Annotated in this window: 11 protein-coding genes; 3 read left to right on the top strand and 8 right to left on the bottom strand. The window is 59.1% G+C overall.

Annotation, left to right across the window (positions count from 1 at the left end; all coding sequences use genetic code 11):
- Positions 1–61 precede the first annotated feature (61 nt).
- Positions 62–253 (bottom strand): hypothetical protein, encoded by a 192-nt coding sequence (locus tag K290_RS0114265; protein ID WP_245276542.1) that lies wholly within the window; start codon positions 251–253, stop codon positions 62–64.
- Positions 254–624: 371 nt separating this feature from the next.
- Between K290_RS0114265 and K290_RS0114260 the strand changes: the two genes are divergently transcribed.
- Positions 625–2,961, top strand: coding sequence for a glucose/quinate/shikimate family membrane-bound PQQ-dependent dehydrogenase (locus K290_RS0114260; protein WP_028752550.1), 2,337 nt, complete (start codon positions 625–627; stop codon positions 2,959–2,961).
- A gap of 46 nt (positions 2,962–3,007) precedes the next feature.
- Here K290_RS0114260 and K290_RS0114255 read toward each other — a convergent pair whose 3' ends face one another.
- Positions 3,008–3,598 (bottom strand): cysteine hydrolase family protein, encoded by a 591-nt coding sequence (locus K290_RS0114255; RefSeq protein ID WP_028752549.1) that lies wholly within the window; start codon positions 3,596–3,598, stop codon positions 3,008–3,010.
- A gap of 207 nt (positions 3,599–3,805) precedes the next feature.
- On the opposite strand from K290_RS0114255, the gene K290_RS0114250 reads away from it, so the two are divergent.
- On the top strand, positions 3,806–4,198 hold the full coding sequence (locus tag K290_RS0114250; protein WP_028752548.1) for a GFA family protein: 393 nt from the start codon (positions 3,806–3,808) through the stop codon (positions 4,196–4,198).
- Between the two features lie 176 nt (positions 4,199–4,374).
- Here the strand turns inward: K290_RS0114250 and K290_RS0114245 are convergent, their stop codons facing one another.
- The 4 genes from K290_RS0114245 to K290_RS0114230 form a co-directional block, all read right to left on the bottom strand.
- Positions 4,375–5,313, bottom strand: coding sequence for an NADP-dependent oxidoreductase (locus K290_RS0114245; RefSeq protein WP_245276541.1), 939 nt, complete (start codon positions 5,311–5,313; stop codon positions 4,375–4,377).
- Positions 5,314–5,422: 109 nt separating this feature from the next.
- Positions 5,423–5,632 (bottom strand): hypothetical protein, encoded by a 210-nt coding sequence (locus K290_RS0114240; protein ID WP_154668605.1) that lies wholly within the window; start codon positions 5,630–5,632, stop codon positions 5,423–5,425.
- 79 nt (positions 5,633–5,711) lie between these two features.
- Complete coding sequence (locus K290_RS0114235) at positions 5,712–6,995, bottom strand: DUF763 domain-containing protein (protein WP_028752545.1); 1,284 nt, start codon at positions 6,993–6,995, stop codon at positions 5,712–5,714.
- A 90-nt stretch (positions 6,996–7,085) separates the two neighbouring features.
- The gene (locus K290_RS0114230; RefSeq protein WP_028752544.1) at positions 7,086–8,150 is read right to left on the bottom strand and encodes a glycosyltransferase family 2 protein; all 1,065 of its coding nucleotides are present in this window, start codon (positions 8,148–8,150) and stop codon (positions 7,086–7,088) included.
- Positions 8,151–8,613: 463 nt separating this feature from the next.
- On the opposite strand from K290_RS0114230, the gene K290_RS34285 reads away from it, so the two are divergent.
- Positions 8,614–11,352, top strand: a complete 2,739-nt coding sequence (locus K290_RS34285; RefSeq protein ID WP_051264072.1) for a glycosyltransferase family 39 protein — start codon at positions 8,614–8,616, stop codon at positions 11,350–11,352.
- Positions 11,353–11,438: 86 nt separating this feature from the next.
- Here K290_RS34285 and K290_RS0114220 read toward each other — a convergent pair whose 3' ends face one another.
- Together K290_RS0114220 and K290_RS0114215 are read right to left on the bottom strand one after the other, a co-directional pair.
- On the bottom strand, positions 11,439–12,719 hold the full coding sequence (locus K290_RS0114220) for a TRAP transporter large permease (protein WP_028752543.1): 1,281 nt from the start codon (positions 12,717–12,719) through the stop codon (positions 11,439–11,441).
- Positions 12,710–13,288, bottom strand: coding sequence for a TRAP transporter small permease (locus K290_RS0114215; protein WP_051264070.1), 579 nt, complete (start codon positions 13,286–13,288; stop codon positions 12,710–12,712). The genes K290_RS0114220 and K290_RS0114215 overlap by 10 nt, the downstream gene beginning before the upstream one ends.
- Positions 13,289–13,332: the final 44 nt, after the last annotated feature.

The raw sequence follows: 13,332 nt of genomic DNA, 5'->3' as shown, positions 1-13,332 counted from the left end.
GTTACGACCATCGTTGCGGCGATCTATCCGCAACCGATCTAAGCATCAACGGATGGCCGGCTTACACCAAGCCGACGGGAACGGGCGCAAGCTCTTTGGCGGCGCCATAATCGCGCTCGTGAGATCTACGGTGACGCTTTTCGCGGTTCGAGGAGAAGTCGATGCGATTGTGCTCCATCATGCCATCCGGATAGGTTCCGGTGTCCTCGGTTTCCACTTCGGACTGAGCGGTGACGATTTTAAAATTCATCATGTTTCCTCCGGTGCGGCGCGGAAACGATTAGTCCCGTGCTTAGTTCCATCAGTAAACACAAAATTATTAAAAAATTAACTACGCTCGTTAATCAATTCGGGTGATCCGATCATTCTCAGCCTGCGACGCCAAGCCTCACCGGGGCTGCTTGTTTGCCGGGAACATTTCCCCCAGCCCGACGTTCAACTCACGATTTTGTTTTGGAGGTCTCCATGGATCGATCCAGAATCGGCGACTCCAATCCATATTGTTTCCGTCCTTACTCTCACGAGTTTCAGCGTAGCCGGCCGTGACCCGCAAGCGGATCACGGCCGATCGACTTCGCCTATGCTCGAACAATCGCCAGCAGCGAATAGAGACTGGAGTAGATCATGGCCATTATTATAACATCCGTACTTCTGGCGATTATCGGCTTATTCCTTGGCGGCGGCGGACTTTGGCTCGTCATGCTGGGCGGCAGTTTCTTCTATCTCTTCGCCGGCCTCATGTTCATCGTCACCGCGATATTGCTGTTCATGCGCAACGTGGCTGCCCTTTGGCTTTATGCGATCCTCGTGCTCGTCGCGCTTGTCTGGGCGATATGGGAGGTCGGCTTCGATTGGTGGCAGCTTGGTCCGCGCGGCGGTATCATCATCCTGATCGGCCTGTGGCTGCTCACCCCCTGGATCAGACGTCCGCTCGGTTTCCGCAGTCCCGCCGGTGTCGACTACGCCGCAAATCCCTGGCCGCTTGCCATACCGCTGATCGTCTCCATCTTCGTCGCGATCTATTCGATGACCACCGATCCGCACGATCGTTCCGGCGATCTTCCGACGACGGTGGCAGCCAATGCGCCGATGGGCGGCGACGTGCCGAACGGGGAGTGGCATCAATATGGCCGCACACCCTTCGGCCAGCGCTACTCGCCGCTCGATCAGATCAATGTCCAGAACGTCGCCAATTTGAAGGAAGTCTGGCGATATCAAACCGGCGACGTCAAGCGCCCGGACGATATCGGCGAAACGACCTATCAGGTGACGCCCCTCAAAGTCGGTGACACCCTCTATCTCTGCACGCCGCACAATCTGGCGATCGCGCTCGATGCGCAAACCGGCAAGGAAAAATGGAAATACGACCCGAACTCCGGAATGAACCCGGATCGACAACATCAGACATGCCGCGGCGTCACCTACTACCACGATCAGACTGCAACCGCGGGAGCACCCTGCGCCGATCGCGTCTATCTACCCACGTCTGATGCGCGTCTGATCGCTCTTGATGCCGCCAATGGCAAGGTCTGCACGAGCTTTGCCAATCAGGGCATGCTCCATCTCGAAGCTGGAATGAAGTATAATCCGGCCGGCTATTACTACTCGACTTCGCCCCCTGTGGCGGTGGCAGACAAGATAATCGTCGGCGGGGCTGTCAACGACAACTATTCCACGCAGGAGCAATCCGGCGTCATCCGCGCCTTCGATATTAAGACCGGCGCGTTGATCTGGAATTGGGACTCCGGCAACCCCGACCAAACCAATCCTTTGCCGCCTGGGCAGACCTACACTACCAACTCACCCAATAGCTGGTCGGTGTTCAGCGTCGATCAGGCCCTCGGCATGGTCTATATTCCGCTCGGCAATCAAGTCCCCGATCAACTCGGGATGGGCCGGAGTGCTAATGTCGAGCGCTTCTCCTCTTCCGTCGTCGCGCTGGACATAAACACCGGCCAGCTCAAATGGGTGCAGCAATTCGTCCATCACGATCTGTGGGACATGGACGTTCCGGCCCAGCCCGTACTTTTCGACATGACGAAATCCGATGGCACCGTGGTGCCCGCGCTTGTCGCCTCGACCAAGCAGGGCGACATTTACGTGCTCGACCGGCGCACCGGCGCGCCGCTCATTCCGTTCAAGGAGATACCTGCACCCGGCGGCGCCATTCCCGAAGATCATACCGCTCCGACACAGCCGGTTTCGGATCTCACCTTCTCACCCCCGCCGCTGCAGGAAAAGGACATGTGGGGGGTTACGCTCTTCGATCAGCTTGCCTGCCGCATCGCGTTCCATCGGTACAAATATGAGGGCCGTTACACGCCGCCATCGCTGAAGGGATCGATCATCTATCCCGGCAATTTCGGTACCTTTAACTGGGGCAGCGTCGCCGTCGATCCGGAGCGCCAGATCATGTTCGGCATGCCGACCTATCTCGCCTTCACGTCGAGGCTCGTGCCCCGCGCAGAGATTCCGCCAAGAGGTCAGGACCAGAAGGGCAGCGAGCAAGGCCTGAACAGAAACGACGGTGCGCCATACGGAGTCTATATGGGACCGTTTCTCGGACCGCTCGGCATTCCCTGCCAAGCACCGCCATGGGGCTATGTCGCCGGTGTCGATCTCAGGAGCGGCAAGATCGCCTACAAGCATAAGAACGGCACGGTGCACGACATGACGCCTCTGCCCCTGCCCTTTAAGGTCGGCGTTCCGGGGATTGGGGGACCGATCATAACCAAAGGCGGCGTTGCCTTCCTCGGCGCGGCCGTCGACAACTACCTGCGTGCCTATGACGTCACGACCGGACGGCAGCTTTGGCAAGCCCGTCTGCCGGCGGGTGGCCAGGCGACGCCGACGACTTATACGGCCGGCGACAACAAGCAATATGTCGTCATGGTAGCAGGCGGCCACGGCTCGATCGGCACCACACCCGGCGACTACGTCATCGCCTATCGGCTGCCTTAGGCCCCGCTGGGGGTGCGAAGGCGAACTGCCTACGACGAAAGCAGACTCAGGCGTTCGTGGCCACGCTGAGGAACTCCTCCGTGGTGCTAAGGTTGAGCTGGACCGAGAAACGGTCGTTGAGAAGCTCGAGCGAGGCATCGTGGGTTTCGTCCGTGCCGCTGCAAACCGCGTCCTTGAGCAGCACCACCCGATAGCCGAGATCGATGGCGCCGAGCGTCGTCGCAAGCACGCAGACATCGGTCTCACCGCCACTGAGAACAAGCGTCGTAACCTTCTCGTCCGCCAGTGCCGCGTGAAACCGGCCGCCGATCCAGGGCGAATAAACCCGCTTGTCGAACACACGTGCCGGAGGCACGAAATCCGCGAGCGGCTGAACAAGCTCAACCATCTCCGAAGGCAGATGCTCGCCCGTCATCATCCACCACTTCCTGTAATAGTCCCGCCATTCACCCCACAGGTCATCGGCCCTCCGAGGCGGTACGAACCTAGTAAAGATCGTCTGCTCCGGATATGTCCCGCTCACTTCCCTGACCTGCGGGAGAATGCGGTCCATCCATGGCACAAACCACGGCGTCTGCTCTGCAAACATCCGTTGCATGTCGACACATACATGCCGCCAACACCCAAGCGCCTTCATCTGCTCCTCCAGTTTTCTGCCATAACAATCGCGACAGCGGCAAGTTCCTGACTGAGCGGCCGAACTTCGGAGAATACCGATCTTAAAAGAATTCCCCGCCGAAGAGGTTGTCGATATCGGGAACATTTCGCCCATGTCGCGTGTTTCCGGTTCGCATGGGACATCAGGTTGCGCTCAGGCAAACTCAAGGGAATGGAGGCTTTAGAAATGACATTGCGACATGGATCATGCCGCTGCGGAAGAGTTCGTTATTCTGTCAGCGGTGAGCCGAAACGCGTCGGTATCTGCCATTGCACCGACTGCCGTCAGGAAAGCGGTTCGGCTTTTACTTTTTTCGGCGTCTGGCAGGCTGAGGCGTTTTCGACGACGGGCGAAACAACCGTCTACGAAGGCCGAAGATTCTGCCCTCATTGCGGATCGCATGTTTTTGCGAATAACGACGTCGAGGCTGAGATCAAGCTCGGATGCCTCGATGCAGCACCGACCAACATGGTTCCGACCTACGAACTTTGGGTAAAGCGGCGTGAATCCTGGCTGAAGCCTTTACCGGGAGCGGAGCAATATGATCAGGACCGATTGTCCGATCTATCTGGTCTTTGAGGCGCAAAACGGTGCAAACCGCCGCGCGAAAAAAATGCGCGGACCTTCACGAGATCGACGCGCCGCATAAACATGCATGTGAGGCGCGCCCGCTTCCGCCAAATGGAGCGAGACGTGCTCGGCAAACCGGGTGATGCATGATGATGCAGCTTCAATTCCGCCGATGCACCTGTGCCTCAATGCTCGACCCGCAAGACAATTTTCCCGCGATTATGTTCGTTGCGGATTGCCTCTTGTGCCGCGCTTGCCTGTTCGAGCGAATAGACGCGGCGAATCTCCACCCCCACCTTTCCATGCTCGATGAGTCGGCCAATTTCAGCAAGCTGCGGGCCGTTCGGCTGCGCCGTATAGCGAGTGGCGCGTATCCCGAACTCGGTCGCGCGGTTCTTGTCCGGCTCGGTCAACGTCGAAACAAGGATCCCGCCCGTCTTCACCACGCCGAATGATCGATCCTGCGTTTCGCCAGCGATAAGATCGAACACCACGTCCACCGGCTGTATCGCATCCTCGAACCGTTCGCTTTTATAGTCGATGACCTTATCGGCCCCGAGGGAGCGCGCGAAATCGAGATCGACGCTGGAAACGGTCGTCGCCACCCAGCAACCTTTCGCCTTTGCAAACTGAATGGCCAAATGGCCGACGCCGCCCGCACCGCCATGGATGAGGACGCGCTGGCCAGCCTGAAGTCCGCCATGATCGAAGAGGCCTTGCCATGCGGTGATACCCGCCAACGGTATTGCGGCGGCCTGGACTGCATCCATCAACCGCGGCTTCGGCGCTATTTCTTCCGGCCTGGCGATGACGAATTGCTGATAACCGCCGTGCATCGGATTGAGAAAGGCATAGACCCCGTCGCCGGGCCGAAACACCGCGACCCCATCCCCCACTTTCTCGACCGTTCCGCAGACGTCTCGCCCGAGCACGTAGGGCAAGTCCGTTTCCTGGACAGCCGGGTAATTTCCTTCGCGCATCTTCCAGTCGACTGGATTGACGCTGGCAGCTTCGACCCGGATCAGGATTTCGTCGATCTTGGGCTCGGGACGTTCGATCTCTTCAAGACGAAGCACTTCCGGACCGCCAAACGAGTGAATGCGCACAGCTTTCATGACGCTCATCGCTTTCTCTCCTCACGGTTTGAGAATGTAACCCGCCGGCGGATCGCGATCGCCTCTCGGCCTTGGGCGGCCATTACGCGTTTTCATGGTTTACGGCGGCCGGTCCGGGTCAGCGAGCGTTGATTGATGGCAGGAAGGACATCACCTCGTTGCGGCGCTTGGGGTTCAGCGTCTCGATACGCTCGTTCCAGAAGCTCTCCGCCTCCCGCGAATCTGGCTCCCAGCAATTCGTGGACAAGATGTTGTCGTCCATCACCAGCAGACGATGGCCGCCCAACCTTAGATATTCTGTCGCGAGGTCTTTTGCAGCATTCATCATCATCCTGCTCCTTGCGCCGGTTATCTGGACGTCAACAATCGAAGAAGGATTATGTTCCCTCTGGCGCGGTAGCCCGGCGTCAGCATTTTGACCTCTGGGGATGCCTTTCGATCTCGTCTTCGCCCTTGGCGGGAGGCTCCCAGCCGAACACGCTGCGTCCGCCGTAAAAAGCGGACCTGTCGAACTCGCCGGCAACGATTTCCTTGAGATCAGGACCGGTGACATATCGCTCGAGCATGCGGGACTGATCGTCCAGACGCTTCAGCGCTTGCAACTCCTCGTCGCGGCCAAGCCGCCCTTTCCGGACCGCCGATTTCATCACGTTGATGGTCTCGTCGTAGACCTTCAATGGCACGGGAAAAGGGTGGCGATCCTTGCCGCCATGCGCCAACGAAAACCGGGCGGGATCGGAAAAGCGATAAGGCGCGCCATGCACGACTTCGGCAACCATTGCCAGCGCCTTGACCGTTCTTGCGCCAACGCCGGGTGTCAGCAACAGGTCCTCGAAATCCACCGGCCCGCGGTCGGCCGCCGCCGCCAGGTTCCCGTGCAATCGCCGCATGTTCACATCGGTTTCGCGAACATCATGATGAGCCGGCATGATCAGATGTGGCAGCATGGGTTGCGCATTGTTTTCGGCAACTGCCGCCGGTTCTGCTTCCAGCGCGGCGACTTCGCGCACGATCTTGTCCGGCCCTAGCGATGACAGCAGATCAAGCTGACCTGCCCGCGACCGGTCAGCGCGCCGATCGGCGAGATTGACGATCCGGCCCTGATCTCTTCCCTCGATCGCCGCATGCGGGGAATCGAGAAAGCTCGTCAGCCCTTCGGACAGCCAATGATAGCGCCGCGCCTGCCGCCGATCGCCATTCATCCCCTGCTGGACGACGACCCATTTGCCATCATCCGTCACGATGAAACCATGCAGATAGAGATCGAATCCATCCTGGAGGGCGGCGCTGTCGACCTTGGCGACAAGCCGGCTTGTCGCTGCGAGCCCCGCACCGTCGATGCCGACACGATTGCCGATGGCCGCAAGTTCATCCGGCGTCTTGCGCGACTGAGCGCCGCGGCCACCGCAGACATGAATTCCAAGCTCGCCCGAGAGCGGCGTCAGGCCTCGTTTCAGCGCGCCGAGAACGCTGGTAGTAATGCCCGAGGAGTGCCAGTCCATGCCCATGACGGCGCCGAAGGACTGGAACCAGAAAGGGTTCGCCAGCCGCCGCAGCAGTTCGTCGCGACCGTAATGTTGAACGACCGCCTCGGTAATCACGGCACCCAAACGCGTCATTCGGTCGCCGAGCCATTTCGGTACCCGCCCTCCATGCAAGGGAAGATCCGCGTTGCCAGCTCTTTGCGCCAAGTTCGTCGCTCTCCATCTCAGATCCGACGCAATGTAATACCGGCAACCGGATTACGCCATGCACGGATTTGATCCCGGGCAGTCTGGACCCTATCCGATGGCGCTACGAATGGTCTTCGAAAGGCGCAATAGGAAGGCGGGCCGGGAGGAGGCGACGAGTTTCCACGACAGGATCGCCTTCGCCATGCGGCCGGGAAGGACGCCGACGGAAAGAAACCATGCCGCCAGCATGGCACGCCGTCGCAAGGATGCATTCATTTCCATGCTCGCAACGGCGCCGGCCGTACCGAGCGCAAATCTGGAATCGCTGACCATGGGATGGCGGGATTTGTCCATGGTCAGTGACGCCAGGCGCTCTTCCAAATGAACTGGATCATGGAGATTGACATCCTCCGGCACCGTCAAGCCGATCTCGGCTGCCTGATCCGATAAGGCGTCGATGCGATGAAAGTCATGCTGCATTCGCCAGCGTGCGCGTTGGCCAAGTTTCTCTGCAAAGACTGAGTGATTGGAACCATGGATGCGGTAGGCTCCAAGGCAGGACTCTATCGACGTAACCTTGCCATGGAGGGGCGCCACGGTGACAAGATAACCATCAGCGCCTTGGCGGAAATCCGTCTCGGGAACCGGCATGACTACCTCCAGAGCTGAGCGTTTGAAAGCCAAGCCGCTGGTAACCGTCGTCTGATACCGTCCCCTCTGCAGCAGTTTTGGCGTCACGTCACCAGAGTCGAACGGAAGCTCCGGAGGCGGAAAGACGTCCTTTACCTGCATATTCTCATCGACCATGTGCAGTCTGAACTGCATCTGGACGGCATCACGCTCCCAGGCGTCGACGATCTCGGATATGGCATTCGGGTAAAGATAGTCATCGGCGTCGAGAAAAAGGACGATCTCACCGCGGCTCGCCGCAAAACCGGTATTGAACGCCGCAGCGTGCCCGCCGTTCTTCTCTCTCAGGCACGTCTTGATTCGAGATCCATAGGAAGCAACGACATCGGCCGTGTCATCGGTCGACGCATCGTCGACGACGATGACTTCCATATTGTCGTAACTTTGCCCCAACGCGCTGTCGATGCAGCGCGGCAGAAAGCGAGCGTAATTGTAGTTCGAGATGATAATAGTGACTAAAGCACGGTCTGTGATGGAGTGCATCGCATTGAACCTCGCAAATTTGCTTTGGTCGCGGCGAACCTACTCATTCAGGTCCTGTGGATTAAAACCCATCTCGGCGAGCACAGCTCTTTAAAGCTGAAAAGCTGCTGTCACAGACATGCAGGCCGATGGGTGGCGAAGATAGACTTGATCTGTCTGTACCGTCGCGAGCCTCCCCAGCTTTATGGCTTTTGAATGACCGTGATGTCCGAATCGCTGGCTGAATGCCGGCCGGCTGCTCGACGCCACCTAAGTCCGGCCGCCTCAGCAAAGACTTAAATGCGGTCTTCAGGTGACTGTCAGCGTCATTGCCGATAGTCGCGCCGCCCCGAAACAGGAAACCATCTCGCATGAAGCAAATGCAGACCGAAAGTTATTATTCAGACGTTCAGATCTCACTATACTCGTTTGCGGCTGTTTTGACGTTCCCGCGCGCCGGCGCTTTGTCATCGTCTGTAAGCCTGTGAACTATTCGCGCAATATTTCGGATTGGTCACAAAAATCGGCCGGCAAAGCTCTCGTCTCCGAGCTCGACGCTGACGATAAAATAAGACATCAGCAATCCATTTCCGTTGTCGTTCCGACTCTCAACGAGACCGACAATGTCGATATCCTGCTGTCCTCACTGTTTTCGCAGTCCGCTGACGGCCTCGCGCTGGAGGTCTTGATCGCCGACGGCGGATCGACCGACGGCACGATCGAACGCGTCCAGGCATGGGAGAAAAAGGCGCCCGTCAGGCTCATTTCCGCAGGCGGAAAAGGGGGCTTGGCTGGGGATGTACTTTGGGCAGCCAAATACGCCAGCAGCGACATCGTCGTGGTCATGGATGCCGATCTCAGCCATCCGCCCGAAGAGATCCGCAATCTTGTTCGCCCCATCATCGAGGGAAAACGCGACATGGTGGTCGGAAGCCGTTATGTGCCAGGCGGCGCGACGCCGGACTGGCCACGGTCCCGCCGGCTCCTCTCCCGCCTTGGCGGCGCCTTGGCCTGGCCCTTGACCGATATGCGGGATCCGATGTCCGGGTTCTTTGCCGTGCGCAAAGAGCGGCTCTTGGCGATCGATCCGACGGCAATCGGCTTCAAGATCGGTCTCGAAATCATCGCCGAAGGCGGCGATGCGCTTCGGCTGACCGAGGTCCCGATCATCTTTCGCGATCGAGTACACGGGCAGACGAAGATCGGATGGGGGCATATGATAGACTATGCCCGCCGTCTCATGGTCCTTGCCGGAGGCGCGGTTTCCTTCGGAAATGCGACGCGTTTTGCCGGCGTCGGCCTCATTGGCCTCGCCATCGACCTGCTGATCTTCCAGATTCTTTTCGGGACGGGCTTCGGTCTGGTGACCGCCCATCTCGTCAGCTTCGCCGTTGCCACGATCTCCAACTACATCCTGAACTCCAAATGGGCCTTCGCAAGCGACGGGCCGCGGCCCCATGAACGGGATTGGAGGCGTTACATCCGCTTCATGACCATCTGCCTGCTCGCTTTCGCCTTGCGGGGCGGCGTGCTTGCCGGTGCGGTCGATCTTCTCGGATGGCCGCCGCAGGCCGCCATCATTCTCGGCGTCGGCGCTGCCGCTATCGTCAATTATCTCGGCAATGCCTTCTTCGTGTTCCCCTATGCCCGCCCGCGCATGCCATCCGACGTCCGATGGCGCGTGGCGGCGATCGGCGTGCTGGGCTATGTCCTCGCTTTGCGACTGGTCTTCCTTGGGCTTGTCGATCTCGTGCCGGAAGAAACCTATTACTGGAACTACGCGCAGCATCTCGACATCGGATATCTCGATCATCCACCGATGGTCGCCTGGCTGATCTGGGCGGGAACCAGCCTGTTTGGCGACACGGGATTTGGCGTTCGCATCGGTGCCTATCTCGCCTGGATCGTGGTCGGCTTCTTCGCTTTCCGGTTCTCGCGCAATCTGTTCGGCAAGTCGGCAGCATTCGTCAGCGTCCTGCTTATCGCCATCCTGCCGTTTTTCTTTTCCACCGGCTTCATGATGATGCCGGACGTCCCTCTCACGGCTGCGTGGGCCGGAACGCTGTATTTTCTGGAGCGCACGCTGATTGCGGGGAAGCGTCGGGCCTGGTGGGGCGTGGGTCTGTGTATCGGCTTGGGAATGCTTTCCAAATATACGATCGCGCTCCTTGGCCCCGCCACGCTGATCTTCCTGCTTCTCGACACTAAGGCGCGACGCTGGCTGCTGCGGCCGCAACCTTATCTGGCCGCCGTGCTCGCTGCCGTGCTTTTCTCACCGGTGATCTACTGGAATGCGACGCATGGCTGGGCGTCATTCGCTTTCCAGAGCGCGGATCGCCTGGAAGGCACGACCACCTTTTCGCTTCCCTCGCTGATCACCAGCGTCGCGATCCTGCTGACCCCATTGGGATTGGTAGCGGCGATGGCCGCCCTCGTGACCAGAAACACCGTGACATTCGCAACGAATGCGGACGCGGAGGCTGCTCGTCGATCGCTCTTCATCAAGGTCTATACGATCGTTCCCCTGCTGGTCTTCGTCGCATTCAGCCTGTTTCACGAGGTCAAGCTGAATTGGACGGGACCGCTCTGGCTCGCCCTTCTGCCGTCGATCTCGGCCACCATCGTCGCGGCCGGCACCAGCGTGTCGAAATTCGACGGCCTGCTGCGGCGGCTATGGGTTCCGACCGTAATGACCATGCTGGTCGTCTACGGGCTTGGTCTGCATTACCTCGTGCTCGGATTTCCGATGGTCGGTCATTTCGGCAACATCCGGACATTGCCTGTCGCCTGGCAGGAATTCGGTCGCCAAACCGAATTGATCGAGCATAGCGTGGAGCAGGAAACGGGTAAGCAGGTGCTGCTGGCCGGCATGGACAAGTATTTCGTGGCAAGCGAGATCGCGTTCTACAATCGCGACGACGACGATGCCGTTCAGACCTCGGTGGGTCGGGGCGCACTCGGCCAGGATAGTTTGATGTATGGCTACTGGTTCAAACCGGCCGACCTGCAGGGGCGAAACGTCATTCTTTTCGGACTGAAGCGGGGTGACTTGGAACGGGCTTCTCTTGATCCGCTATTTTCACGAATAACCGAAATCAAGGAACAGCAGGTGACGAAGCATGGCCAACCCGTGGGCAGCTTCTTCTACAGGATCGGATATGATCTTCGCAGTTGTCTTCCGCTCGTAGCCCAAACCTCGGGAACAGCGTGCCCTGGGTCGTGAGCCGGGGGGAAGCCAGGCAAAAGAAGGTACAGGCCAGGGCGGCTAACCCTGGCCTGATAAGCGCAGCTTGACGGCAGCCGATCAGCCTACCGGAAGAGATCCTGGATGAACATAGAGGTTTCCGGAATGAGGGTGACGATCATGAGCGTGGTCCAAAGCGCGACCATGAACGGCCAGATCGAACGGATCACCTTGCTGACGGGCACCTCGCCGATGGCGCAGCCGAGATAGAAGGCGGCACCGACCGGCGGTGTATTGAGGCCGATGGTCGAATTCAAGAGCACGATGATGCCGAACTGTACGGGGTCCATGCCGTATTGCGTGACGATCGGCAGGAAGATCGGCGTGCAGACCAGAATATGTGCGGCCATGTCGAGGAATATGCCGAAGACGAACAGCGCTATGTTGACCAGGATGAAAATCACCCATGGCTGCGTGCTCACATGGCTGAGCGCCTCGCCGACCATATCGGCGACGCCGTAAATGCTCATCAGATAACCGAACATTGTGGAGATGCCGATCAGCAGCAGCACGACACCCGTCGTCTTGGTCGCCTTTGCCACCGCCTTCAAAAAGTTTTCGAAGGACAGGCTGCGATAGACGAAGATCGTCAGCAGCAGCGCGTAGAGGACGGCAACAGCGCCCGCTTCCGCCGCGGTGAAGACGCCGGACAAGATGCCGCCGACGATGATGACGATGATAAAAAGGCCGGGGACTGCGGCCGCAAGACTGCGGCAGACTTCGATCCAGCCCGGAAACTCGCCGCGGCTGTAGCCGCGCGACCGCGCGACGAAATAGGCCGTCAGCACGTTGGCAACCGTCAGGATCATTGCGGGAATAGCGCCTGCCATGATGAGGGCATTCATCGACACCAGACCACCGGCGGCAAGCGAATAGATGATCATATTGTGGCTGGTCGGCATCAGCGCGCCGACGAGCGAGGAATAGGTGGTGACGTTGACCGCATAATCCGCATCGATCCCTTCCTTTTTCATCAGGGGGATCAGAGCCGAGCCCATGGCCGAGACATCCGCGACAGGCGAGCCGGAGACACCGCCGAACATGGTGCAGGCGACGACGTTGGTCATGCCGAGGCCGCCGCGCACATGACCGACCATCGCCTTGGAACTGCGGATGATCCTATCGGCGATGCCGCCATACATCATCAGCTCGCCGGTGAAGATGAAGAACGGAATGGTGAGGAAGGAGAAGGTGCCCATGCCGGACGCCATGCGTTGGAAGACGACCGCTAGCGGCAGCCCTTCGTAAAGCACCGTGGCGATCGACGATAGGCCGATGGCGAAGATGACCGGCATGCCGAGCACCAGCCCGCCCACGAAAACTGCGCAGAGAATGATCAATGCCATGAGGGGATAACCTTGATTTTCAGGACGGCGGCGACGATCCGTTCGACAGCGAAGAGAGCGATGAGCACACCGCCGGTCGCAAGCGGCACATAACTCCAGGCCTGAGAAATCGGCAGGCCAGGATTGATGTAAGGCGCCATCTCGATGCTGAGTTGGCCGCCGCTCCAGGCCATCGACAGGCCGAAGATGATCATGCCGAGATAAACGATGATCTCGGCCGCCAGACGAACACCCTCGGGGGCGAAGTTCAGGAGCGAGTCCATGCCGATATGGCGTCCGTCACGAACACCGACCGCTGCCGCTAGGCAGGTGACGTAGAGAATGACCACCAGCGCGAATATTTCGGTCCAGGCTGGAGAGTCGTTAAGCACGTAGCGCCCGAAGATTTGATAGAGGACGGCCGCAACGATCAGAATTGTCCCGACGACCGCAATCATGAGGCAGATGCGCGAGAGCCACGCGTGAAAGGCGAAATAGGCGCCGAGCATGCCCGTGGTGTTGGTGGTGGTACGGACCGCTTGTGAAGGCGCGGCGGGATCTACCGGCAGTGCATGCATATGCGCGCCCATTGCTTGTCTCCTCGGATTGATCATTGAATGCTGTTGATCGATTG

This window comes from Rhizobium leucaenae USDA 9039, from assembly GCF_000426285.1.
Classification (GTDB): Bacteria; Pseudomonadota; Alphaproteobacteria; order Rhizobiales; family Rhizobiaceae; genus Rhizobium; species Rhizobium leucaenae.
This window is presented reverse-complemented; position numbering and strand designations above follow the sequence as displayed.

Coding starts and splice junctions, on each gene's coding strand:
- K290_RS0114265 (WP_245276542.1), bottom strand. CDS start 253: ATGATGAATTTTAAAATCGTCACCGCTCAGTCCGAAGTGGAAACCGAG.
- K290_RS0114260 (WP_028752550.1), top strand. CDS start 625: ATGGCCATTATTATAACATCCGTACTTCTGGCGATTATCGGCTTATTC.
- K290_RS0114255 (WP_028752549.1), bottom strand. CDS start 3,598: ATGAAGGCGCTTGGGTGTTGGCGGCATGTATGTGTCGACATGCAACGG.
- K290_RS0114250 (WP_028752548.1), top strand. CDS start 3,806: ATGACATTGCGACATGGATCATGCCGCTGCGGAAGAGTTCGTTATTCT.
- K290_RS0114245 (WP_245276541.1), bottom strand. CDS start 5,313: ATGAGCGTCATGAAAGCTGTGCGCATTCACTCGTTTGGCGGTCCGGAA.
- K290_RS0114240 (WP_154668605.1), bottom strand. CDS start 5,632: ATGATGAATGCTGCAAAAGACCTCGCGACAGAATATCTAAGGTTGGGC.
- K290_RS0114230 (WP_028752544.1), bottom strand. CDS start 8,150: ATGCACTCCATCACAGACCGTGCTTTAGTCACTATTATCATCTCGAAC.
- K290_RS0114220 (WP_028752543.1), bottom strand. CDS start 12,719: ATGGCATTGATCATTCTCTGCGCAGTTTTCGTGGGCGGGCTGGTGCTC.
- K290_RS0114215 (WP_051264070.1), bottom strand. CDS start 13,288: ATGGGCGCGCATATGCATGCACTGCCGGTAGATCCCGCCGCGCCTTCA.